Source organism: Micrococcaceae bacterium Sec5.8 (genome assembly GCA_039636775.1).
Lineage (GTDB): Bacteria > Actinomycetota > Actinomycetes > Actinomycetales > Micrococcaceae > Arthrobacter.
In genome coordinates, this window is the sequence record CP143429.1 from 3403235 (window position 1) to 3425974 (window position 22740).

Annotated in this window: 20 protein-coding genes and 1 pseudogene; 10 read left to right on the forward strand and 11 right to left on the reverse strand. The window is 66.4% G+C overall.

What is annotated here, in order from left to right; all coding sequences use genetic code 11:
• Window positions 1-71: 71 nt before the first annotated feature.
• The 7 genes from VUN84_15650 to VUN84_15680 all read right to left on the reverse strand — a co-directional run bounded on the left by VUN84_15650 (window position 72) and on the right by VUN84_15680 (window position 8721).
• A complete protein-coding gene (locus VUN84_15650) occupies window positions 72-1085 on the reverse strand; it encodes an aminoglycoside phosphotransferase family protein (GenBank protein ID XAS63709.1) in 1014 nt (337 codons plus the stop codon).
• Window positions 1082-2398, reverse strand: a complete 1317-nt coding sequence (locus VUN84_15655; protein ID XAS63710.1) for a hypothetical protein — start codon at window positions 2396-2398, stop codon at window positions 1082-1084. Before VUN84_15655 ends, VUN84_15650 begins: the two co-directional genes overlap by 4 nt.
• Before the next feature lie 37 nt (window positions 2399-2435).
• On the reverse strand, window positions 2436-3254 hold the full coding sequence (locus VUN84_15660) for a glycoside hydrolase family 16 protein (GenBank protein XAS63711.1): 819 nt from the start codon (window positions 3252-3254) through the stop codon (window positions 2436-2438).
• Between the two features lies 1 nt (window position 3255).
• Window positions 3256-5454 carry a hypothetical protein gene (locus VUN84_15665; protein ID XAS63712.1) on the reverse strand — a complete coding sequence of 733 codons (2199 nt, stop codon included), beginning with the start codon at window positions 5452-5454 and terminating at the stop codon, window positions 3256-3258.
• A gap of 180 nt (window positions 5455-5634) precedes the next feature.
• A complete protein-coding gene (locus VUN84_15670) occupies window positions 5635-6930 on the reverse strand; it encodes a glycosyltransferase (protein XAS63713.1) in 1296 nt (431 codons plus the stop codon).
• A complete protein-coding gene (locus tag VUN84_15675; GenBank protein ID XAS63714.1) occupies window positions 6927-7934 on the reverse strand; it encodes a glycosyltransferase in 1008 nt (335 codons plus the stop codon). The genes VUN84_15670 and VUN84_15675 overlap by 4 nt, the downstream gene beginning before the upstream one ends.
• 1 nt (window position 7935) lies before the next feature.
• A complete protein-coding gene (locus VUN84_15680; GenBank protein ID XAS63715.1) occupies window positions 7936-8721 on the reverse strand; it encodes a glycosyltransferase family 2 protein in 786 nt (261 codons plus the stop codon).
• Between the two features lie 703 nt (window positions 8722-9424).
• Between VUN84_15680 and VUN84_15685 the strand changes: the two genes are divergently transcribed.
• A complete protein-coding gene (locus tag VUN84_15685; GenBank protein XAS63716.1) occupies window positions 9425-11386 on the forward strand; it encodes a hypothetical protein in 1962 nt (653 codons plus the stop codon).
• A 142-nt stretch (window positions 11387-11528) separates the two neighbouring features.
• Here the strand turns inward: VUN84_15685 and VUN84_15690 are convergent, their stop codons facing one another.
• Entirely contained in the window at window positions 11529-12308 is a 780-nt protein-coding gene (locus VUN84_15690) for an SDR family NAD(P)-dependent oxidoreductase (protein XAS65879.1), read from the reverse strand.
• Between the two features lie 82 nt (window positions 12309-12390).
• Between VUN84_15690 and VUN84_15695 the strand changes: the two genes are divergently transcribed.
• The 4 genes from VUN84_15695 (at window position 12391) to VUN84_15710 (ending at window position 14462) form a co-directional block, all read left to right on the forward strand.
• Window positions 12391-12993, forward strand: a complete 603-nt coding sequence (locus tag VUN84_15695; protein ID XAS63717.1) for a helix-turn-helix domain-containing protein — start codon at window positions 12391-12393, stop codon at window positions 12991-12993.
• Window positions 12994-13072: 79 nt separating this feature from the next.
• Entirely contained in the window at window positions 13073-13615 is a 543-nt protein-coding gene (locus VUN84_15700) for a TspO/MBR family protein (protein XAS63718.1), read from the forward strand.
• 62 nt (window positions 13616-13677) lie between these two features.
• Window positions 13678-14112, forward strand: coding sequence for a DUF202 domain-containing protein (locus VUN84_15705; protein ID XAS63719.1), 435 nt, complete (start codon window positions 13678-13680; stop codon window positions 14110-14112).
• 2 nt (window positions 14113-14114) lie between these two features.
• On the forward strand, window positions 14115-14462 hold the full coding sequence (locus tag VUN84_15710; protein XAS63720.1) for a DUF202 domain-containing protein: 348 nt from the start codon (window positions 14115-14117) through the stop codon (window positions 14460-14462).
• 14 nt (window positions 14463-14476) lie between these two features.
• Here the strand turns inward: VUN84_15710 and galK are convergent, their stop codons facing one another.
• Window positions 14477-15643, reverse strand: a complete 1167-nt coding sequence (gene galK, locus VUN84_15715; protein ID XAS63721.1) for a galactokinase — start codon at window positions 15641-15643, stop codon at window positions 14477-14479.
• A complete protein-coding gene (gene galT / locus VUN84_15720; protein XAS63722.1) occupies window positions 15640-16815 on the reverse strand; it encodes a galactose-1-phosphate uridylyltransferase in 1176 nt (391 codons plus the stop codon). Before galT ends, galK begins: the two co-directional genes overlap by 4 nt.
• Window positions 16816-16965: 150 nt before the next feature.
• Here galT and VUN84_15725 point away from each other — a divergent pair, with 150 nt between their 5' ends.
• From VUN84_15725 to VUN84_15740, 4 genes and pseudogenes are all read left to right on the forward strand, one after another.
• A complete protein-coding gene (locus tag VUN84_15725) occupies window positions 16966-17745 on the forward strand; it encodes a DeoR/GlpR family DNA-binding transcription regulator (GenBank protein XAS63723.1) in 780 nt (259 codons plus the stop codon).
• Window positions 17746-17797: 52 nt separating this feature from the next.
• Window positions 17798-18370, forward strand: a complete 573-nt coding sequence (locus tag VUN84_15730) for an MOSC domain-containing protein (protein ID XAS63724.1) — start codon at window positions 17798-17800, stop codon at window positions 18368-18370.
• A 107-nt stretch (window positions 18371-18477) separates the two neighbouring features.
• A pseudogene (locus VUN84_15735) lies at window positions 18478-18639 on the forward strand (FBP domain-containing protein).
• Between the two features lie 140 nt (window positions 18640-18779).
• Window positions 18780-20027, forward strand: a complete 1248-nt coding sequence (locus VUN84_15740; GenBank protein ID XAS63725.1) for an aromatic acid/H+ symport family MFS transporter — start codon at window positions 18780-18782, stop codon at window positions 20025-20027.
• A gap of 87 nt (window positions 20028-20114) precedes the next feature.
• On the opposite strand, the gene VUN84_15745 is transcribed toward VUN84_15740, so the two are convergent.
• A complete protein-coding gene (locus tag VUN84_15745) occupies window positions 20115-21011 on the reverse strand; it encodes a LysR family transcriptional regulator (protein XAS63726.1) in 897 nt (298 codons plus the stop codon).
• Between the two features lie 113 nt (window positions 21012-21124).
• Between VUN84_15745 and mdlC the strand changes: the two genes are divergently transcribed.
• The gene (mdlC, locus tag VUN84_15750) at window positions 21125-22729 is read left to right on the forward strand and encodes a benzoylformate decarboxylase (GenBank protein XAS63727.1); all 1605 of its coding nucleotides are present in this window, start codon (window positions 21125-21127) and stop codon (window positions 22727-22729) included.
• Window positions 22730-22740 lie beyond the last annotated feature (11 nt).

A 22740-nucleotide genomic window follows, 5' to 3' on the forward strand; every position in this document is an offset into this window, starting at 1 on the left:
GGTCAACATCTTGCCGTGAACCGCCGCTGCCAGCGAATCCGGGCCGGTCCAGCGGGACCAGTCCGCCAGGCCTAGTTCACACCCGAGGTCACCACATGCCGCCACAACCAAAAGTCCCGGTCATCCAGTACCGCGGCCCGCAGCCGGGCTGATCCCGGCGCCGGGGTGCCCTCGCTTGCCAGGCGGTAGGCCAGGGTGGATGCTGAGCGGGCCCAGGCAGCAATCACAAGCAGCGGGAGCAACCCGGGGTCGACGTCCCGGAGCACCAGGTGGTCGCGGAGCGGCGCCAGCGCCCACCCGCCGGGTCCGAAGGCTTTGTCGAACGCCGCCACCTGGGCGACCCGGTTGAACGCCATATCGGACGATTCGCTGAGGTACTGGAGGTAGAAGATGAGGTCGTGCCCGGGCATTCCGTGAAGCGACGAACGCTCCCAGTCCATAACCTGGAGGTGGCCGCCGGCCTGGACCAGAAGATTAGGGTGGCTCAAGTCGGCATGTTCAAAAACGGCCGGCAGCGCGCGGAGCCGGAGGGGTGCGAGCAGCTCGTGGGTACGGTGAACCAGGGCGGACACCTCGGCATCCCCGGGGAGCAGTGAGGCGAGGGCCTGCATCGGACGGTCGACGGCCCGTTCGTACCAGTCCCCGTTAACCGCGCCCGGCCGGGTACAGGGCAGGGCCGCCACGAAGTCCATCCCGAGGGTGACCGCCGCGGGAAGATTTCCTGCCACCCGGTCCGGGTCCAGCGGAGACCCGGTCAGGGCTGTCTCCACGAGTACAGTGTGGTCTCCCCGGTCCAGGGTGGCCACGACGCGCGGAATTCCTTCCACCCGCCCGCGGCTGATCGCGCTCAGTTGCCGGAGCATGTCAGCCTCCCGCTGGACACCTTCATTGTCTCCGGGGCACCTCGGCACTTTGACCACCAAACTGGGGTGGCGGTCCCCGGCCGCGAAAACGAGGCCCACAACATGCCGGGACGTGGTGAACTGCGGCGTAACCAGGACGGTGGACCACTCTGCCCCCAGCCCGCAGGCCGCCAGGTCCCATTCGCGGTGGTGCTCACGGAGTATCGAATCGATAAAGTTCATGCCTGCTCTCCCACGCTCCCCTCCAGCGTCGCTGACCCCCCGGACGCGGCCTGCGCGGGGGCGGACCCCGTCACCTGCGCCCAGACTATCCCGGCGGCAAGCCGCTGGAGTGTCGGCTGAGGCTGGGCAGAATCGAGAACCCACCTGTTGCGAAGACGCCTCGCCCCGGAGAAAGTCCGGCCGGCCGCGTCCAGCTCAAGCAGCACGTCGGGTCGGGGCGCCCAGGACCCCCGCCGCCGGCCTCCGGCAGCGGGGCCGGCAATACGGCGCAACGATGACTCGTAGGCCGGACCGTCCATGAGGACCAGCCGGCCCCGTCGACAGTGGTACCGGGCGGCCACCGCACCACGGAGCCGCCTGATCATCTCCGGGCCGAGCCCGCCGCCGGGGACCCTTCTGAGCCAGCCGTCCCACCGTCCGGTTTCATCCCCGCCCACGTGCACGTGGCGGCCGGGCACGGGAAACGCGTCCCTCAGTCCGCGCAGCAGCGCAGCCTTTGCCTCACCCTCCGGGCCCACCACGCCGACCACAATCCCCCGGCCGAAGCGCCCCCGAAAAGTCGGGCTGATCAGCCGGGACGCCCTGTTTCGACCAGCGAGCAGCCGGGAGCGCAACGGCGCGTTCCCGGTCAGGGCCGCCGCCATGCGCACGGCCGGCCCGGGCAGCTCCTCAACGCTGCCGGTTCTGGCGAGTTCGAGTAACTGCGCAGCCGTTCCCGGCCCTACTTGCCGGTCGACGTAAGCTGCGACCGCATCGTTGGTCGAGGCCAGGGTGCCGGCGATCCGGACGGTGTCCACGCGGTCGGGCCTGACCCTGCCGCCCTTGTCCAGCATGGTGTGGAGGAGCTGGAGCCAGGCCTGCTCTGTTGTGGCGGGGAGCCACAGCAGTCCGTTGCGGATGCGGCGTTTGAGGCACCCTCGAGCCAAGGGGGCAGGCCACTGCTGGTACGGGCCGAAGGAGATCTCCGAGACGATGTCCAGTTTGAGCCACAGGTCCGCTGCGGAGTCGTAGCAGAAATAGAACCGGTGACTTCCGTGCCCTGGTGCCAGCAGCCGACGGAATCCGATGCCTTCCAACACCTCGTCCAGGTGCTGGATGTGGCCGTCTCCCACCAAAACGTCGACGTCGCCGGTGGGGCGGACCAGCTCATCTTCGCCCCGCAACAGGACCCAGGGGCCCAGTCCGTCAAGCGCCCGGAACGCCGACGCAATCATGGGGTGGATGTCCGGCTGCTCACCGTTCCACTCCCCCGGGTCGGCCGGGCCATTGCTGGAGACTTCCATCTGTTCCTCCGCCGTAACACTGGAAATCATGCCTGCAAATCCTGCCGGACTGTTCGCACGGACCGTTCTAGGGAGCGTAGGCATACTGCACGACCCAATCGACCTCCAGATGGCCGGCGGTTTCGGGCCGGGGCGACGAACTGTCGGCTCCGTCCTTCGTCTCCGCCTGCAGCGTCAGCCGCATGTTGGTGGTGGGAACACCTTCCGGGATGGTCGTCTTTCCGACGAACTCGCCGTCCCAGAACCACTTCACTTTTCCGGGCGTCCATTCCGTCGTCGCCACGTGCCAGTCCGTCGCATCGGTCTTCGAGTAATACCGTGTGGCCGGGTCAAATCTCTCCGGTCCTTTCAAAGGAGAATCCTTGATAGCTGAGACCCCGTACATCTTCCCGTTCAGCTCGCCCTCCGGCCAGTCAATCTCGCCGTCCAGCCAGTCATCGCTGGAGGGCCACAGCATGAAGGCGATCTTGTAGCCAGGCAGGCTGTCCGACCGGAACCGGATGGAATAGCGGCCGTAGGTCTGGCCCTCGTAGCCAAAGGGGACGATGCTGGCTACCCGCGGGGTGCTGCCCTTCGTGTGGAGATAGTAGTCAAGCTTTCCGTCCTTGACGGAGAGCACGGAGTCCGGCGTGTAGCGGCCTTCACCGGAGGTGTCCTCAAGATCGTGGTAACCGCGCATGTCAGGTCCGTAGACCTCGCCCACCCGGCCCAGCCGGGCCGGTGTGGTGAAATCCTGGGCTCCGGTTTGCTTCCAGCCGGGGAGGTCGCCCACCGGCATGCCGGTGGGATCCGGCCGCCTCGGGAAAAACAAGGCCACCGCGACCAGAATCGCTACTGCGACGACGACCGTAATGGCTTTGGCGGTTTTACCGCCGCCCGTCCCCAAGTTAGCCGGTTTTTTTGATCTGGTAGATACGGACGGCTCCATTGTCATAGACATGATCGGATTTATCCCCTACGGCTATCTCCCGTTCAAGAGCGGGGAGCATGTTGGCATCGAACAATTTGTCTTTGATCGCCTGGTCCCGTTGTGAATCCGAGAAGACAACAAAGACGCGCTCAGGCTTCCAGTTGTTGTTCGCGTACTGCTCCACGCCCTCCGGTGTCAGGCTGCGCTGGGAGCCCTGGAGGAACTTGGTCAGGGACGTTACCCGGCCCCATTCGAGGTAGCTGGGGTAGTTTGGCCCGATCAGAAGCGGGAAGAAGGCGTTGGTTTCGAAAATCACGTCCCGCGGCCCCACCCGGGCGTCCAGCCATTGCGCAGCCTCCACGTCCGCTTTGGGAACCCGGAATTTCGCTTCGGCCTGGAAATAAACAATCGTGAAGAGGACGGCCATAATGGTCAGCGAAGCGATGGCGCCCGTGACCGCTTTACGGGTGCGGACCGGCCCGGACCAGAACAGCCAGGCCGTCCCGATCGCCAGCCACGGCAGGGCAAAAAGCAGGACCCGGAATTTGGCCTCTCCGCCGTAGGACTGGCCCAGGAGCCAAAACAGCGGGGCCACCGCCAACCAAGCCACAATTACGGTCTGCCTGACGTTGCCACGGAGGAAGTTGCGGAACAGCCCGGCCACACCCAGCAGGCCGACAACGAGCGAGAGGACTTCCGGTGCGCGGCCAAGCCAGCCCGAAGCGTCTTCAATATTGATGACCTGGGGCGGGGTGTAACTGGCGTTCTTGAAGATGTCGAATCCGCTGAAGAGGCCATACTTGTTGTCCACGTAGTCCAAGTTGGGCAGCAGGTAGAGGATCGCCATGGCCGCCATCGCCGGGCCCAGCCACTTCGGCCGGAAGTACCCGACGACGAAAAGCGGGAAGAGCGCCAGGATCGCCATGTAGGGCGTCAGCTGATGGCTCACCACCGTCACGGCCTGCAGAAGGAGGATCGCCACCGTGGCGGGCAACACCATGGCGCGGCTGGAGTGGATCTCGTCAAGATTGGCGGTCGCCGGAACTTTCCGGTTGAACCGGCCCTGCAGTTTGTGCAGCCGGCCCTCCATGGAGGCGGCGATGCTCACCGGGGTGCCGCGGAGGAATGTCAGCGCGATCAGGCACATCGTGAGGTAGAGGGTGTAGGAGAACGCCTGCGGTGAGTAGTAATTCTGGTTCACCCAGTTGGTAAGGGCAAAGACCAGGGTTGCGGTCCAGAAAATTCGCGGGTTGGAGGTGAGGGTCCTCGCGATGGCGAGAACAATCACAACGTTTAGCAGGGCGAAGCCGAACTCCGCCAGGGCCGCGTAGTCCACCGCGTCGCGGTACCCGACGACCTCGCCCATGAACGCGCTGACTGAAAAGAAACCGGGCCACCGGTTGTAGATGTCGATCGACGGATCCACCTGGCCCGTAGCACCGATGTAGTCCGTCACCGCGATGTGCTTGTAGGACCAAGGCAGGCGCGGAACACTGACCAGCATGGGGGCCGAGGCGTACAGCATGGCGACGAGGCCCGTCGTGGAGGCGGCCAGGAAAGTATTGGAGGCCATCTTCCTGGCGGCCACGGCCCAGATGCACAGCGCTACGACGACGGCCAGGGCGACGTACCAGAGCAGGGGGAACGTGGTCAGGAGCCCCCGGTTCCCGACGAGTGCTTCCCCTGTCATCGCCAGCGCCATTCCCCAGAGGATCAGCGCGACCGTAAGCACGGCCCACGGCACGTAGGTTGAGAGGCCGTGGCTTCGGAATACACCCAGGGTCCACAGCGAACGCCAATCCGGCGAGCGCCGGCTGACCGGGTGCCCGTAGATTGCGTGCCGGCCCGTCCTGGTCGGCGGGGGGAAAAGTGCGATGATGGCCGACGCAGCAATCAGAATGGCGGCTGCCACGGGCCGGGGCTGCCAGAAATGGACCCACGCCATGATCGCGGCCGGGACGGTGTAGATGGCTGCGCTCATCACCACAGTCCACACCACGCGGGCCGCCGGATCAGCATCCGGGAGGCGCCGCACCAGGGCCCAGCCCGGCAGCGCAAGGCAGCCGAGGAAGGTCACAGGCGCTAGGACCGGGCCGCCGAGGTCAAAGAGGATGAGGACGGCAAGAACGAGGCCTGCCAGGGCCAGCGCGAAATCCGATGGCCTGTCTGCCCTCAACGCCGCCACCGTTGGTTTTGGGCGTTTGGAGGAGGGTGTTTCATCGTGGAGTAAGAGACCCATATCGGTGATACTTTCTTGATCGATCTTCGGGGACTGTGCGGATAGGAAGTCAGCGTCCCCTTATGACGCGTTCCCCCAAGGAACTCTGGATACCGTGCCGGAGGCCGGGAAGCCTGCCTATGTGTGTCCCGACCGCCGCTCAAGAAGGTAGTTAAGTGGTCCCCGTCCGACGGAGACCAGCTCAGCGCGCAGGACCTTTGCGATGCGAGGGTCCTGGTGCGCCGGGACTGCCGTTGCCGCACTTTGTCCCAAGGAATGGTTCCGGGCGTTCTTCAGGAAATGCAGGGCACCCTGCGGGCTTCGGGCGATCGCGAACCGTGCCGTGCGCGGGTTCAAGAGGATCTTCGTCAACCATGATCCGAGGCCCTTGCCGTACCCGCGGGCCTGCACGATCAGGTCATCGAGCTCTGCACGGTGGCGGTGCCAGACAATTGCCGAGGGTTGGACCACCAGAGAGTGACCTTCGAGTATTACCCGGGTGAACATGTCGATGTCCTCGCCCCCGCCTGTGCGGGTACCTACGCCTAGCGCCGGGTCAAAGGCTCCCAGCGCCAGGGCGGAACGCCGATCCAGCGCGAAGTTCGCTCCCGTGCCGAAAGCTCCCGGGCAAAACGGAAATGTCGGCAGGTCGGCCGGCGGATCCGCCATGGAGAAGACTTTTGGTGCGACGATTTTGGACCAGTTGACGCGGTCGTCGAAGTAGCCCTGCGCGGGCGACCGCAATTCGCCGGCCGGCACCAGCCCGGTCACACACGCAACATCGGGAGCCTGTTCAAACCCGGCGGCAATGCCCCGCAGCCAGTACCTGTCCACCACGACGTCGTCATCGGTGAACGCGACGATGTCGCCGCCCGCGCGGTACATGCCGGCATTGCGGGCCCTGGAGAGCCCGGGCCGCGGTTCCGATATCAGTGTCAGCCGGGGGTCCGGAAACTCATTGCGCACAAGCTCGCGGGTTTCGTCGGCGCTTGCCGCGTTGTCCACGATGATCACGTCGAAGTTTGGATAGTCCAGACCCAAGATCGCACCGATGGCACCGCGCAACTGGGACACACGGTCCCGGGTGCACACAATCACCGTGATGGAGGGCGTCGACGACTCCTGCTGTGCCACCGCGGCCGGCAGAGCCGACGCGGCAGTCTCAAGATCCTCCCGGTCCACCACACCGCCCGGAGCGTCGACGTCGACGAAGCCCCGGACGGATGGCCCGCTGCGCACCAGCAGGCGTGCACGGTGGTAACCCTTGGAATCCTGCAGCCTTAGATGGGTGTAGCCCGCGAGGGACTCCAGATCCACCGCACCGACCCACAACGCTCCCGACCAGTCGGGGACGGCTTCGTTTGCCATTGAAGGAGCGATATCCAACCCTGCGTCCTCGATATCCACCACAAACTCGTTTCCGACTGCAATCACGTGGCTTCCCTCCAGGGCGGGCCGCTGAGGGGGACGGGAGTGGAGCCGGCCAGGAGAGATCCGGCGCCGTGGGCAGAGCGGCGGCCCCGGAAGTATCCCGCCGCCGTAACCGCCAGAACGGCCACGTAGGTTCCTGCCCTGCGCACACCCTGAGGGTCGGAACCACGGCCCCATGAGGACAGGGACGAAAAGACCGCCCGCGGCAGGACGCTGCGCACGTAGCGCCGCTCGGGGCCCAGCGCCCGCTTGTGGCCCACAATGTGGCTGACCTGGGCTTTGGAAATTCCCTCCGACCAGGAACGTTCCAGCATGTAACGGAATGTGCCGCGCTGCAGTGGGACGTAGTGATGGACCAGGGCTGCGGGTTCATACACGATCCGCGACCCCGGGGAACCGACCGCGGCCCGGATGCAGATCTCGGTCTCCTCGCACCCCAGCGGTTTGGTGCCCTGGCGGCCAAGGGAAAGGTTGAAGCCGCCCACCTGCTGCAGAACCTGCAGCCGGAAGGACATGTTGGCGCCGATGACGTTCCTGACTTCGGAGGCCACCTTGGGCATGCCCCGGTGGCTGCACCCCACAATCCAGTCCAGTTCAGGGCCGAAGTGTCCGGGGCGTCCGCTTTCCCAGGAAGGTTCAACCTTGCCCCCAACAGCCAGGACATCGGAGTCGTCATAGAGCGCCGTCAGCTTTTCAAGCCAGTCCGGAGCCGCTACAGCATCGTCGTCCAGGAAGGCAACGATCTCCGAGGTGGCCAGGCCCACGCCGGTGTTCCGCGCCCCGGAAAGTCCCTGCAGCCCGGTGCTTTCCACCAGGGTGACGTCCTGAACAGCGGCAACCAGCCGCTTATACAGGTCCTCGTTGTGGTCAACCACAACGATCACCTGTTTGGGCTGAAGTGTCTGGGCGTGGACCGAGTCAAGGACGTCCATGAGCAGGTCCCAGCGCTGCTCGGTGTAGGAGCAGATGACCACGGAGGCGTTGGGTCGGAAATTGAAGTCGAGCACCTTAGGCTCCTTTCACCGCGGTAAGCACGCTCCGCGGGTCCGTAGGTGTGCGGGCAAAGCGGACGTTTGGATAGGTGTACTTGACCCGACGGAGGGCCTCCGGCCTTGCCCCCGCGGTTGGCGCTTCCCACGCAGTGCACTCTTTCGCCAGGGTCCGGAGAACCCGCCATCCGTCGCGAAAGGTCTGCAAGTTTGAAACACCGGAGATGCGGTCAAGTTCGAAGCTCGGGACTTCCGCGATCCGCAGACCCGCACGGGCGGCCCTGACGATCAGTTCTGTCTCAATTTCAAAGCCGTCGGACTCCAGCTCGAGAACCTCAAGGCACTCCCGGCGGAGTGCTATGTAGCCGTAGCACAGGTCCGAATAGTTGCTCCTGAGCACCGTGTTCGCGAGCCCTGTCAGCACCCGGTTTCCGGCGTTCCGCAACCAGGTCAGGTCCTCCGACCCGCCCCCCGTGACGTACCGGGAACCCTTGACGAAGTCATAGTCGTGCTGAAGCGGGGAGACGAACCAGCCGATTTCCTGCGGGTCCATGCTTCCGTCGGCGTCCAGCATGACGATGATGTCTCCGGACGCCGCTGCGAAGCCGGCGCGGACAGCGATGCCTTTGCCTTTGCGCGGTTCCGCCACGACAACAACGTCCACCCTCAGTGCCTTAGCGACGTCGATCGTGTGGTCGTGGGACCGACCGTCGACGATGACCACTTCGTCCACATAGGACGGCATGCGCCGCAGCACCCAGGGTAAATTCATTTCTTCATTAAGAGTTGGAATTACCACACTCACCGAAGCTCTCGGCGAGCCGTCGATTCGCTCACTCGGCGAATCTGGGACTAAGTTTGGAATAGACAAAAGCCTCACCACTTCATGAAATTTCGGACGCTAACAGCATTGCCATCAGCGAATGAGAACCTAAAGGACGAATTCAGAGATATTCGTCAAACTATGCGCGACCCCGAACCCCCAGCAGCCACCGGCGGGTGACCTGGTCTGAGCCTAAAGTTCACCCAATGTTGTGTCACGAGTGGCTAATACTTGGTTGTCCGTTCAGCGGACTACGTTATCCCTGCACCTCTACTTGGGTGTCCGGGGCTGCCTACTCGGGAACCGGGACTGGCTCTTCGGCGGTGTACTCACTCGATGGATTTGGCGCCGGTATTCGTTGAGTTTGAGAGCTTTTGTCCTGATACTGGAACCGTACGCCGCCCCCAGCACAAGGTCTAGGGCCGGCGCACCGCAGTCGAGGCAGCGCTTGCCCGCGGCTGCGACTTTTGGGGAAACGGGATGCCGGGTGCAGGTTGCCTGACACCCGGGGGGACATATCGCGTATTCCATGTCAGCTCTTTCTCCGCCACGAAAGACAGAAAACTCCACTAGCGAAGGAACCCTTTTCACTTCCGGGAAGAGTAGCTGGCATCACCGTAGTCGGGAGATATTGGCAACTCATCATGCAAACCGCGATTATGCGTATTAAGGAACGGCGATCACGATGAAACAAACTGTCCGCTGGATTAGTCAAAGCCTGGTCATGGCCTTAATTGTGGCAGGAGGTCTGCTGGGAATCACCAGCAGTGCCTCGGCGGCTACCAACTACGGTTATCCGAGCATCAGTTACACCGGAGTGAGCAACCCGCCAACCTCGGATAAGCCGCAGAGCAAGCTGTGGTTCACGGGCGGGTCGTGGTGGGCCGATATGTGGACCTCCGGCAAGGGCTGGCAAATCTACCGACTGAACGTTTCAACGAAGACCTGGGTCAGCACCGGCCTCACCAACGACACCCGCGCCTCCACGCTGTCCGACACCCTGTGGGACGGCAGCCACCTGTACATCGCTTCCCATGTGGTCACCGTGTCCGGTGACTCTGCACCCAAGGCTTCTGTTTCGGGTCAGCCGGCCAAGCTGTACCGCTACAGCTTCGCTGCGGGGAAGTTCACCCTGGACAGCGGCTTTCCAACCACCATCACCAATAACAGCAGCGAGTCGATGACGATTGACAAGGACAGCACCGGAGCCATCTGGGCCACCTGGACGCAGGTTGCCGGCAACTCCACCAGCGGCTTCACCAACACCGTCTACGTCAACCGATCCGCAGTGGGCGGAACCAGCTGGAGCTCTCCGTTCGTCCTTCCTGTCGCCAACCCCCGCCCTGCCCCGGATGACATCTCGGCCATTGTGGCCTTCGGCCGCAACAAGATCGGCATCATGTGGAGCGACCAGCGAGCGGGTGCCGTCCACTGGGCGACCCACACGGACGGGACGAGTCCGACCGCGGCGTCCGCATGGAAGGTCCAGGACGCCGTCAAGGGGAACAAGCTCGCCGACGACCACTTGAGCATCAAAACACTCCAGTCCGACAGCACCGGCCGTGTGTTCGCGGCGATCAAGACCGGCCTCAACGACACTTCGACCGATAAGACCCTGCCCCAGCTGCTGCTGGTGGTCTTCAAGCCGGCCACGGGCGCGTTCACGCGATCCACCGTCGCCACGCTCGGTGACTGCGTTTCCCGCCCGCAGATCGTCCTCGATACGCAGAACAACATGGTGCACGCGTTCTACACGGCGCCCGGCACCAGTGTCAGCGGCTGCGCCTACTCCGGCATCCCCGGCGCCATCTACGAGAAGACGGCCTCCATGGACAACCCCGTCTTCAAATCCGGACGCGGCACCCCGATCATCCAGGACGGGGCCAGCGCGAACATGAATGATGTGACCACCAGCAAGCAAAGCGTCAACAGCACCACCGGCCTGGTGGTGCTGGCCAGCAACAACGCCACCAAACGATACTGGTTCTCCTACCGGACGCTGGGCGGAGTCACACCCCCGCCGCCGACGTCGAGTATCACCGTCGGCGCGTCCACCACCACGACCGCCAACACGGTCACCACGGCCGTGACGCTGAACAAACCGTCAGGTACCGCTGCCGGCGACGTCCTGGTCGCGTCCTTCACCGCGGACAAGAACCCGGCAGCCAGCGCCCCCTCGGGCTGGACCCCGATCGTGAACACCCTCAACATCAGCAGCGGCGCGCGGGTGTTTGCGTACTACCACGTGGTGGGTTCGGCTGACCCTGCCAGCTATCGCTGGACGCTGAGCGCCGCGGTTAAATGGGGCGGGGGCATGACGGCCTACCGGGGCGTCAACAAAACCACGCCACTGGACAGCAAGGTGGTGACAGCCACGAACACCACCTACACAGCCACCAGCATCACGGCTCCCAGCATCACCACAGCCAGCAACAAGGCGATGCTGATCGGCGGTGTCGGCTTCGACAGCTCCTCGCCCGCGGCAACCGCCCCGAGCGGCTGGACTGAGCGCTGGGAAGCCGCCAATGCGCAGATTGCTGAACTGGCGGACAAGGTGCAAGCCACCGCGGGGGCCAGCGGCACGGCCACCTGGACGTTCAGTGCCAAGGCCGTCTCGGTGTGGCGGACAGCCTTGAAGCCCGCCTAGTCCGGCCCGGCGGCTGACAAACAGCCGGACAAGCAGGAAGCGGACGACGGCGGGAAGCTCCCGCCGTCGTCCTCTTCTGTTGTCCGACTGCGCCGTCCGGAGCGGTCCGTTCTTCCGGAACCGCCCGTTCGGCGGCCCGAGATTAAACCGCCGACCAGCCACCGTCGGAGGCGAGAATTGCACCGTTGACATTGGTTCCGTCGTCACTGAGCAGGAAGGTGATCGAAGCCGCCAGCTGGGCCGCCGTGGCCGGAGCCGGGATGTTGGCGCCCATCAGCGGGCCGAGCCGCTCGGCCGCCAGCTGCGAGCCCCAGGTGGCCTCGATGTTGGTCAGGGTGGCACCGGGAGCCACGGCGTTGAAGCGCAGGCCGCGCGGCCCGTACATCACCGAGGAGTTCTTGGTGAGGCCGACGACGGCGTGCTTGGACGCCGTGTAGGCGGCGCCGGCGGCCGAACCGCGCAGCCCTGCCTCGGAAGCGACATTGACCACGGAGCCGGAACCAGCCTCAAGCATCAATGGCACCACCGCGCGGGTGAGGCGCATCAGGGCTGTGACGTTGACGAGGAAGACCCGCTCCCAGGTGGCGTCGTCAACCTCATGGATCGGGGCGAAGTGGTCCATGATGCCTGCGACGTTCGCGAGGGCGTCGACCCGGCCGCCCGCAGCAGCGACGACGGCGGCGACGACGCCTTCATCCGCAATGTCACCGGCGACAGGAACCAGATCCAAAGCGCTGTTCCCGGCGACCAGTTCGTCCAGCCGTTCCGTGCTGATGTCGGCGGCGATTACTTTTCCGCCTTCCTTTGCGACGCGCAGGGCCGTAGCCAGACCAATGCCGGAACCGGCGCCCGTCACGATCACTGTCCTGCCGGCGAAGCGGCCCGCTGTGATGGTTTCCTGCCAAGTAGCTTCGCTGCCCATAATGACCTTCCCGATGATTCCGCTGCCGATCACACCACCTTATGACACGCTGTGTCACAATGAAAGGGTGAATACTGGTGGGATGTCCCCGCACCGCCCCCAGGCCGCCGGCACGCGTGCCGCAGGGCGCCCGGCGACCATTGACCCGGACGCCATCGCCAGCCTGGCACTGCGCCTGTTCGCCGAGAATGGCTACGAACGGACCTCCATGGAGGACATCGCCCGGAAGGCCGGGATCGGGCGCAAGAGCCTCTACCGGTACTTCTCCAGTAAGGCTGATCTGATCTGGGGCGGTATGGAGCCGGTGATCCAGGCGTCGGGGCACGCCCTCGAGATGACCGGCAGCGGCCTTGACGGCGGCGGAGTCATGGCGGGCTTGCGAGCGGCCGCTGCCGCCGGCGTGGCGGTGATTCCCGATCTGTCGGTGTCGCGCGGACGGCTGCGGCTGATCGCCGAACATCCGGAACTGGCCAGCCGGAGCTACGAATCCCTCGCCTCCCAGCGCGAACGGGCACGGCTCCACCTCGTGGGTCTCGGCGTTCCCGAGGCCACGGCAGGCTACCTGTGCGCGGCCTATCTTGCCGCGACGTTTGAAGCGTGGATGCAGTGGGCGGCAGGCACGGACCCCGACCCCGTGCCGTACCTGCTGGCCGCCGTGGAGGTGCTGCGGGTGCCGGAGGCCTGAGGCCTGGTTCGAACCGCGTAGCAGGGGGAGGTCAGCGTTGTCATTTGACCCACGGGCCCAGATTGGCCACAGTGGGTCAGTGCCCGCCAACCCCAACAACAGCCTCCTGCGCCCCGCCCTGGCCGTAAGCGGCCCGCGGGGGCGGCAAAGCGTGGCCCTACTGGGCTTCCTGGCGGCGTCCGGGTGCGTGTCTGCGCTGGGCTCCCTGCCAATCCGAATAGCCGGAGACGGGTGGTACGCGGCCGCGGAGAAGGCGCCATGGACGCCGCCGGGATGGATTTTCGGCTCCGTGTGGATGGTGCTCTATGCCGCCATGGCCGTCGCTGCGTGGCTCGTGTGGCGGCAGCAGGACGTTGCCCGCCGGCCGGCACTCAGGATCTATGCTGCGTTGCTGCTCTTGTGCCTGGTGTGGCCGCTGATGTTCTTCGGCCTGTACCCGGTGCTGGGGACCGCCGCCCTGTGGCTGGCACTTCTCGTCATTGGTGCCCACGCCGCGGCGGCGGCCGCCGCGGTCCTCCACTTCGGGCCCATCAGCAGGGGTGCCGGACTACTGATGCTGCCCTACCTCTCATGGCTTGTGTTCTCGGCGAGCCTGAATATGTATGCCGCCATTCACAACTGAGGATCAGGGTCCGCAGCGGCAGAGTGTGGATTTAACCGGTTGAGTGACATCCTAAAAGCACTATGAGCGCATCTGAAGACGCACACAACACACCCGGCCCTGTGGGTAGCGGTCCGGACCCCGGGCAGAGCCCGCGCGGACTGCTGGCGCGCGCCCTGGGCGGCGGCTCCGACCCCGACCCCCGTTTCACACTGGCCAATGAGCGCACCTTCCTGGCCTGGATCCGGACCTCGCTGGCCATGGTGGCCGGCGGCATCGCCGTCGAGGCCTTCACCCTGGAACTGTTCACCCCGGAACTCCGCAAGACGGTCTCTGTCCTGTTACTCCTGCTGGGCCTGGTCACCGGTGGTGGCTCGTTCTTCCGCTGGCTCAATGTGGAGCGTGCCATGCGCCGACAAATTCCCCTCCCCGCGCCGTTGCTCGCGCCGGTCCTGGCGGTAGGAGGCGCCATCGTGGCTGCCGTACTGATCGTTTTTGTCCTCGGACGGGCTTCCTAGCCGTGGCCAGTGCCCGGCCCGCCAGGCTGCACCAAGATCCCGGCCTCCAGCCCGAGCGCACGGATCTCGCCTGGCGCCGGACCGCACTGACGCTGGTCACCGCGGCCTGCGTTTTCCTGCGCTGGGTTCCGCTCCATGGCTGGTTTGCCGGCACCCTGGTAGCGGCCGCCCTCCTGGCCGCCGTAGGCATTGCCCTGACGCAGCGGCACCGCTACCACCACCACGCCGGCGGCATCGGCGGCGCCGCGATGGCCGCGAATATCAGGGGCACGGCAGCCATTGCCGGCTGCGTTGTGGTTCTCGCCGGGCTGGGGATCTTCACGGTGCTGTACCTGCCCCTCCAGCCCTAGCAGAACCGTCGTCGTCAGGACAGTCGCTCTGCGCCGGCAGCCGGCGTAACGGTGAAGATGTCCGGCGGGGTGAACCCGGCTTCCCCGAAGGCCCGCACGACGGCGTCCCGGACCTCCTGCTCGGCTTCGACCGGAGTCAGCGCGATGGCCGATCCGCCGAAACCGCCTCCGGTCATCCGGGCGCCGATGGCGCCGTGACCGCGTGCGGTATCGACGGCGAGGTCCAGCTCGGGGCAGGAAATCTCGAAATCATCACGCATGGAGGCGTGGCTGGCATCGAGCAGGCTGCCGATCTGGTCCGGACCCTGGGACCGGAGGATCTCCACCGTCTGCAGCACACGGTCGTTTTCGGTGACCACGTGGCGGACCCGCCGGAAGGTGACGGGATCGAGGAGCCCGCGGGCCTCCGCAAGGTCGGCCACGGTGACATCCCGCAGGGCCGCGACTCCCAGGACATCGGCGCCGAGCTCGCAGGACGCGCGGCGGGAGGCGTATCCGCCGTCGGCGTGGGAATGCGCCACCTTGGTGTCGATGACCAACAGCACCAGACCGGCGTCCTGCGCTTGAAACGGGACAAGTTCCACGGACTGGTCCCGGCAGTCGAGGAAGACTGCGTGGCCGCGGGCGCCGCGCAGTGACGCGGACTGGTCCATGATCCCTGTGGGCGCGCCGACGAACGCGTTCTCGGCGTGCTGGGTCAGGGTGACCATGTCCTGGGCTGTCAGCCCCGCGCCGGTCAAGTCATTCAGGGCCGTGACGACGGCGCATTCGATCGCGTGCGAGGAGGACAACCCCGCGCCCGGCGGCACATCCGAATCGAGCAACAGCTCAAAACCAGGGACTGCAATACCGCGCTGCTGCAGTGCCCAGATGACGCCGAGGGGGTACTTGGCCCAGCCTTTGGTGCCCCCCGGGGCCAGGGCCGAGGCATCGGCTTCGACGATTCCCTGGTCGCCAAAGACGGAGAGCAGCCGGATGGCGCTGTCGCTGCGCAGTCGGACGGCCGTGCGGGCCCGCCTGTCGATGGCGAACGGCAGGACAAATCCGTCGTTGTAATCGGTGTGCTCGCCAATCAGGTTTACCCGGCCGGGGGCGGCCCAAACACCGTCCGGGGCCGCCCCGAAGACGGCCTCGAATCGGTGCGCCAGGGCCCCGGCTTCGGTGCGTGGGGTGGTGTTCATGCGGGGGCGCCTTCCGGGGTTGAAGAGGTGCGGGGCCCGGCGCCGGCCGGTTCACTAGCGACGAAGGGGGCCGTGGCGCCCGCTACTTCGCGTAACCGGGCGGCAACGGATTCGGGGGTGGTGTCATTGATGAAGGCCCCCATTGCGGCCTCGGAGCTGGCCAGGTATTTGAGCTTGTCCGCCGCGCGCCGGGGCGAGGTCAGTTGCAGGTGCAGGTGACCGGCTTGACGCAGGGCCGGCTCCAGCGGGGCCTGGTGCCAGGCCGCGATGTAGGGCGTCGGCGTGGGATACAGGGCGTCGAAGCGCTTCAGCAGTTCCGGGTACAGCTCTGCCAGTTCGTCGCGCTCGGCTCCGGTCAGGGCGGCCAGGTCCGGAATTTGACGGTGCGGGACCAGGTGGACCTCCAACGGCCAGCGCGCCGCGAACGGAACGTAGGCGCTGAAGTGCTCGCCCTCGAGCACCATGCGGCTGCCGTCGCTGCGTTCGGCCCGCAGCAAAGACGACGTGAGCGTTTCCCTGCCGGCCGACGCGTCCCGGTATGCGCCGGCCGCGGCGGCCAGGGCTGCCCCGCGGGGCGTCACGTAGGGGTAGGCGTAGATCTGACCGTGCGGGTGGTGCAGGGTGACGCCGATTTCTGCGCCCCGGTTCTCGAACGGAAAGACCTGTTTGATTCCGGGCAGCGCACCGAGGGCCTCCGTCCGGTGCGCCCAGGCGTCGATCACCGTGCGGGCACGGCGCCAGCCCAGTCCGGCGAAGGATGCGGTGTGCTGCGGGGTGAAGGCCACCACCTCGCAGCGGCCGATGGCGGGCGCAGTGGTTCCCCAGGCCGGCGCCGCGGGGATCCCGCCGGCGTCCGGGCCGAGGGAGGGGAACCGGTTTTCGAAAACGGCCACATCGTAGTCGGGGGCCGGAATTTCGGTTTGATTAGCCGGCGTCGTCGGGCAGATGGGGCATTGGTCCGCGGGCGGCAAATGCGTGCGGGACTGGCGGTGCGCGGCCACGGCGACCCACTCGCGGCTTAGCGCATCGAAGCGCAGCTGAGCGGGCAGCGGCCGTTCGGGCAGTCCGCGGTGGTCCACAAGGGAGGCGGCGGTCCGCTCGACAGAGCCGGCGTCGTCGAAGTAGAAAAGTTCACGGCCGTCGCCCAGCCGGGTCTTCGTGATGCGCGTCATGGATTCATTTCTACACGAGAAAACATTATCAAACAATAGAGAACAAAATGAAGCACTGGGCTGCGGAGTTAGGATGTGCAGGAGGAAGCTGGCGCTCATCCCGCACCCCGCTCCCCGCCCCCCACGTCAACACCCCACGAAGGATGCCCCATGCTAGCCGCAGCCCGCCGCTCCGCCATCATCGCGGAAGTCCAGCGCGAGCGCATCGTTCGCGTCGCGGACCTTGCGAAACTGCTGGGCGTCTCCCTGATGACTGTCCGGCGGGACATCGACGCGCTCGACGCCGCTGGCGCTGTGGAAAAAATCCATGGCGGCGCCAAACTGCCCGGCGGGGTGAGCACCCATGAACCCGGCTTTGACCTGAAGGTAACGCAGCTGCAGGACGAGAAGATGGCCATCGCCCACGAGGCCGCCGCGCAGGTCCGTGAGGGCATGGCCGTGGGGCTCAGCGCGGGCACCACCACCTGGGCGCTGGCGCAGCTGCTGTCCGCCGGACCCCGGATCACGGTGGTCACCAACTCGGTGCGCGTCGCAGATGTGTTCCACCAGAGTTCCTCCCCGTCCACGGTGATCCTCACCGGCGGCGAACGAACGCCCTCCGACGCCCTGGTGGGGCCGCTGGCCACATCCGCCCTGAAACAGCTCCACCTCGACGTGCTGTTCCTCGGCGTCCACGGCGTTGACGCCGACGCCGGCTTCACCACCCCCAACGTGCTGGAGGCGGAAACGGACCGCGCGTTCGTGGCCGCGGCCCGCCGCGTGGTGGTGCTGGCGGACCACACCAAATGGGGCACCCTGGGCATCAGCACCATTGCCGGCCTTGAGGACGCCGACGAACTCATTTCCGACGAAGGCCTGCCCGGCGAGGCCCGGCGGATCCTGGGCGAGCGGGTGGGCCGGCTGCGGCTTGCCGGCGGCCGGCAGCGGTAGGCCGGCGGAGAGGACCCCGCCGGTGGCCCCGCCAGCGGATAGTTTTAAGCGTATGACCCCCAGCTACAGGTATGACGTTGAGATCCTGCACCTTCTCGTCTCGCCGGCCCACGCGTACTTCGGCCGGGCCCGCGACGGCGCAGCCGATGTCCCAACGGCTGATGCGGAGAGCGTGGAGCTGGTCGCGGGCAAGGGCATCGTTGGGGACCGGTTCTTTGGCAAGGCCGCGCATCTGGATGCGGCCGTCACGCTGATTTCCGCCGAGGCTCTTGAGGCCATGGCCGCGGATCTGGGGACCGGAGAGTTTGATCCGCTGCTGACCCGGCGCAATGTGGTCATCAGAGGCGCCCAGCTGGCCCCGCTGCTGGGCGGGGAGTTCGCCTTGGAATCGCGGGGCGGCCCGGTACGGCTCCATGCCGGGCGGCCTGCCCATCCGTGTGCCTGGATGGACCGGATGCTCGCCCCCGGCGCCCACGCCGCGATGCGGGGCCGGGGCGGCATCCGCTGCCGGCCGCTTTCGAACGGCATCCTGCACCGCGGACCAGCGGTGCTCATCAGCCCCGTGCCCCTGGATCCCGGGCAGGCTGGTACCCCAACGTTGCTGCGGCCGTCCCGGCTGCCGTAGCAAGCCGGCCGTCGCTCGGACGGCCAAACTCACCCTCCCCCGCCACTTGGGCACGCTGACGCGGGAGGACGCGGACGTCCTCGGTTGCCGGGAGGACAAGATGCCCTTGCGCGGACTTCCTGTGCTCCGGCAACGTGCGCGTGCCACCGCCAGTCAAGGAGATCAACCCGGACCCTGACGCGGTTGTTGAACGCCGGATCCACGGCCTGCGGCTTCGCGCAGGGCAGTTCCTGGACCGGGTCCAGGGCGGGTACCCCGGGATGTTATGACGGCCCCGCGCATAGAGCCCATCTATGCGCGGGGCCGTTATTATCTATTGGACATGTGTCGGGGGTCTCACCAGACTGGAGGAACAAAATTTTCGCCGGACGCTTCCGTGTCCGCTGTGTAGACCAAGGACGTTCACACTATGCAAACGCAACGAAAATGGATCGTCATTCTTTGCTGGCTTACGGTTGTCTTCGAGGGGTTCGACCTCGTGGCCCTGGGCGCCTCCATTCCCACGCTGCTGGACACCAAGCATGCGGGCATTGACCCGGCGGGCGCCACCTTCGTGGCCACGATTTCCCTCGTCGGCGTTGGAATCGGCGCGGCCCTGATCGGTCCCATCTCGGACCGCTTCGGCCGGCGCCTGCCCCTGATTATCTGCGTGGCGCTCTTCTCCGTCTTCACTCTGCTGTTCCCCCTGATGCCCAACGTGGCCCTGATGGGCATTCTCCGGCTGGTGGCCGGACTCGGCCTTGGCGGATGCATGCCGGTCGCCGTGACGGCCATGCAGGAAGCTGCGGCCAGTAACGGCAAAGCGCACTCCAGCACCATCACCATGACCGGCTACCACGTGGGTGCCGTCGCCGCTTCGCTGCTCGCGCTGCTGGTCGGCCGCCACTGGGAATGGCTTTTCTACGCCGGCGGTATTCTCGGGCTGCTCGCAGTACCCCTCATGTGGGCCAAGCTGCCGGAGACGTCCCCCATCGTTGCGGCCTCGAAGACCGCGGGCGCGCCGGCCCCGAAGGTCCGCATCGGCAGTCTGCTCCGCGGGCGTTACCTGCGCATCACGCTGGGCCTTTGGGTCGCTGCATTTATGGGCCTCATGCTGGTGTATGGCCTGAACACCTGGCTGCCGCAGCTGATGCGCGGTGCCGGCTACAACGTGGCTGACTCCCTCGTCCTGCTCCTCGTCCTGAATGTGGGTGCCATCGCCGGACTGCTGGTCGGCGGCCGGGTCGCCGACCGCCGCGGCGTCAAGGGCACCACGATGTTCTGGTTCGCGGCTGCCGCCGTGCTGCTGGCCATCCTGAGCATCAAGATGGAGAACCAGCTGGTGCTGAACGGCATCGTCTTCGTCACCGGCTTCTTCGTCTTTTGCGCCCAGGTGCTCGTCTACGGCTTCGTGGGCTACCTTTACCCCCGTCACATCGTCGCCTCCGGTATGGGGTTTGTGTCCGCCGTCGGCCGCCTCGGCGCGATTTCGGGCCCTTGGATCACCGGCCTGCTGGTGGTCGCCGGCATCGCCTACCCCTTCAGCTTCTACGTCTTCGCGGCAGCCGCACTGCTGGGTGTCGCCGCGGTGGCTGTCATCCCGAAGGTCAAGCTCGGCGCCCCGGAGGTGACCGAGGAGTCCCCCGCCGGGTCGGCCAAGCCTGCCGGCATCTCCTAGGCTGCGGCCGCGATGCCGGAGAACCCCGTGCGCCGCGGTCCGGTGCCCGGCCCCGCCACCCGGGACCGGGCACCGTCGCCAGAGGCCCTACTCCTCGGGTTCGGCCAGCGCATCAGCCACCAGTTCCAGGAACCAGGCCGCAGCGCCGGTGGCCGATACGGCCGCATCCCAGTAGAGGGTTACTTCGAACCGGGGCATATCGAATGGCAGCTCACGGATGGCGACGGGCCAGCGCTGCGCCATCCGGGTGGCCATCTGCCGGGGCAGGATGGCCACCATGCGACAGCCCACCACCACCTCCGCGAGCGCGGAGAAGTGCGGAACCCGCAGGGCAATGACGCGCTCCACGTGCTGCGACCGGATCGCCTGTTCCACTTGGTCGTGGCCCGCAGCCGGGTCCATGGCCACATGCTTGAGGGCCAGGAAGTCCTCCCAGCCGATGCGCGGCCCCGGAGCCGCCGCGTCGGTCGGCAACACACAGACGTAGCGGTCATCGGCCACGACGGTGCGGCGGCCGGACACCTCCAGCGGAATGCTCGCGATGGCGCCATCGATCTTACCGTGGGCAAGCCAGGTTCGGACGTGGGAGATCTGCATGGGGACCACTTCCAAGCTGGCGCCGGGTGCCTGGACCACCAGCTGTTTCATGATCCGCGGCAGGAACGCATTCTCGCCAATGTCCGTCAGGCACAGCCGGAATGTCCGGGTAGTGCGGGTGGGATCGAACACCCGGTTCGCGTCCACGGCGTCGTCAACGGCGAGCACCGCCTGACGGAACACCGCCGCCAGTTCCGAGGCTCGGGCTGTGGGCGCGTATCCGGCCGGGCCGCGGACGAACAGCGGGTCATGAAGGGCGCGCCGCAGCCGGCCGAGGGCATGGCTGACGGTGGGCTGTGTCAACGACAGTTCCTGCGCAGCGCGGGTCACCGAGCGGTGGTCATAGATGCTTAGGAATGTCCGGATCAGGTTCAGGTCGAGGCTCACCAGCCCATCATAGAGAGTGTCTATGCGGGAGCATCGAATTATTTGTTTGTCGGCATAGGGGCTCGGATCCTAGTTTTGTAGGACCAGCAGCCCCGGGATAGGAACGCACCACCATGACCACTGTCAACGACGCCACGTACCAGCTCCTGCGCCACCATGGACTCACCACAATCTTCGGGAACCCGGGCTCCAACGAGCTGCCGTTCCTTGCCGCCATGCCGGCTGATTTCCGGTATGTCCTGGGCCTCCACGAAGGAGTCGTGGCAGGAATGGCGGACGGCTACGCCCAGGCCACCCGCCGTCCGGCCCTGGTCAATCTGCATGCCGCCTCGGGATCGGGCAACGCCATGGGCGCGCTCACCAATGCCTGGTACTCGCACACGCCGCTGGTGATCACCGCGGGCCAGCAGGTCCGCGCCACCATCGGGCAGGAGGTGATGCTGTCCAACGTGGACGCCGCTTCGCTCCCCCGCCCGCTCGTCAAATGGAGCGCCGAGCCGGCCTCGCCGCACGACGTCGTCCGGACTATCGGCCAGGCTATCCACACCGCGACACTTGAGCCGTCCGGACCCGTCTACGTCTCCATTCCCTACGACGACTGGGCGGCGGAGACCGGACCGGCAGACGAGCACCTGGCCGCGCGCGCCGTCGAACACGCCGGTGAGCTCTCCGACGGCCAGCTCGCGGACCTGGTGGCAGCCCTCGACGGCGCCGCGAATCCAGCGCTGGTCCTGGGACCTGACGTGGACTCCGCCCGGGGGAACTCCGACGCCGTCACGCTCGCCGAGCGGCTCGGCGCCCCGGTCTGGGTGGCACCCTCCGCCGCGCGCTGCCCCTTCCCCACCACCCACCCCGCGTTCCGCGGCGTGCTGCCCGCCGCCGTCGCGGGCATCACCGGCGTATTGGCCGGGCATGACCTGATCCTGGTGATTGGCGCCCCGGTGTTCCGGTACCACCAATACGAACCCGGGAACTACCTCCCCGCGGGCGCCTCCCTGCTTCAGATAACCTGCGATCCTTCAGAGGCGGCCCGCGCCCCGATGGGACGCGCGCTGGTGGCGTCGATCGGCCCGGCGCTGCGCCGCCTGGCTGCGGCAGTGGCCCCGCGCGGTGCGCAGCAGCAGCCGCGTCAGAGGCGCGACCTGACCGCCCCGACCGCGCAGGAACCGGGCGACGGAAGCGGGCTGGCTCCGGAGGCCGTCTTCGATCTCATCAACGGGCTCGCCCCGGAGGACGCAGTGTACGTCAACGAGACGACGTCGACGGTCGGCGCCTTCTGGGACCGGATGGACATGCGCCACCCCGGCAGCTATTACTTCCCGGCTTCCGGCGGGCTCGGGTTCGGCATGCCGGCCGCCGTCGGAATCCAACTGGCGGAACCTGAACGCCGGGTAGTGGCCTTCATCGGCGACGGCTCCGCGAACTACGGCATCACTGCACTCTGGACGGCGGCGCAGTACGGGATCCCCGTGGTGTTCGTGATTCTGAACAACGGCACCTACGGGGCCCTCCGCGGTTTCGCGGCCAAGCTTAACGCCCTCGACGCGCCAGGCCTGGACGTGCCCGGGATCGACTTCGTCTCGCTCGCCGCGGGCTACGGAGTGGACGCGGACCGCGCCGATTCGTTGGAGAAGCTGCGGGACTGCTTCACCAAGGCGCTGGCCTCCGGCAGCCCCACCCTGATCGAAGTCCCCATCACCACCGTCTCCCCGTTCTGATCCACCCCACC

Excerpts from the sequence above, each read along its gene's own strand:
- VUN84_15650 (XAS63709.1), bottom strand. The coding sequence starts at position 1,085 with ATGAACTTTATCGATTCGATACTCCGTGAGCACCACCGCGAATGGGAC.
- VUN84_15655 (XAS63710.1), bottom strand. The coding sequence starts at position 2,398 with ATGATTTCCAGTGTTACGGCGGAGGAACAGATGGAAGTCTCCAGCAAT.
- VUN84_15685 (XAS63716.1), top strand. The coding sequence starts at position 9,425 with ATGAAACAAACTGTCCGCTGGATTAGTCAAAGCCTGGTCATGGCCTTA.
- VUN84_15690 (XAS65879.1), bottom strand. The coding sequence starts at position 12,308 with ATGGGCAGCGAAGCTACTTGGCAGGAAACCATCACAGCGGGCCGCTTC.
- VUN84_15695 (XAS63717.1), top strand. The coding sequence starts at position 12,391 with ATGTCCCCGCACCGCCCCCAGGCCGCCGGCACGCGTGCCGCAGGGCGC.
- VUN84_15705 (XAS63719.1), top strand. The coding sequence starts at position 13,678 with ATGAGCGCATCTGAAGACGCACACAACACACCCGGCCCTGTGGGTAGC.
- galK (XAS63721.1), bottom strand. The coding sequence starts at position 15,643 with ATGAACACCACCCCACGCACCGAAGCCGGGGCCCTGGCGCACCGATTC.
- galT (XAS63722.1), bottom strand. The coding sequence starts at position 16,815 with ATGACGCGCATCACGAAGACCCGGCTGGGCGACGGCCGTGAACTTTTC.
- VUN84_15725 (XAS63723.1), top strand. The coding sequence starts at position 16,966 with ATGCTAGCCGCAGCCCGCCGCTCCGCCATCATCGCGGAAGTCCAGCGC.
- VUN84_15730 (XAS63724.1), top strand. The coding sequence starts at position 17,798 with ATGACCCCCAGCTACAGGTATGACGTTGAGATCCTGCACCTTCTCGTC.
- VUN84_15740 (XAS63725.1), top strand. The coding sequence starts at position 18,780 with ATGCAAACGCAACGAAAATGGATCGTCATTCTTTGCTGGCTTACGGTT.
- mdlC (XAS63727.1), top strand. The coding sequence starts at position 21,125 with ATGACCACTGTCAACGACGCCACGTACCAGCTCCTGCGCCACCATGGA.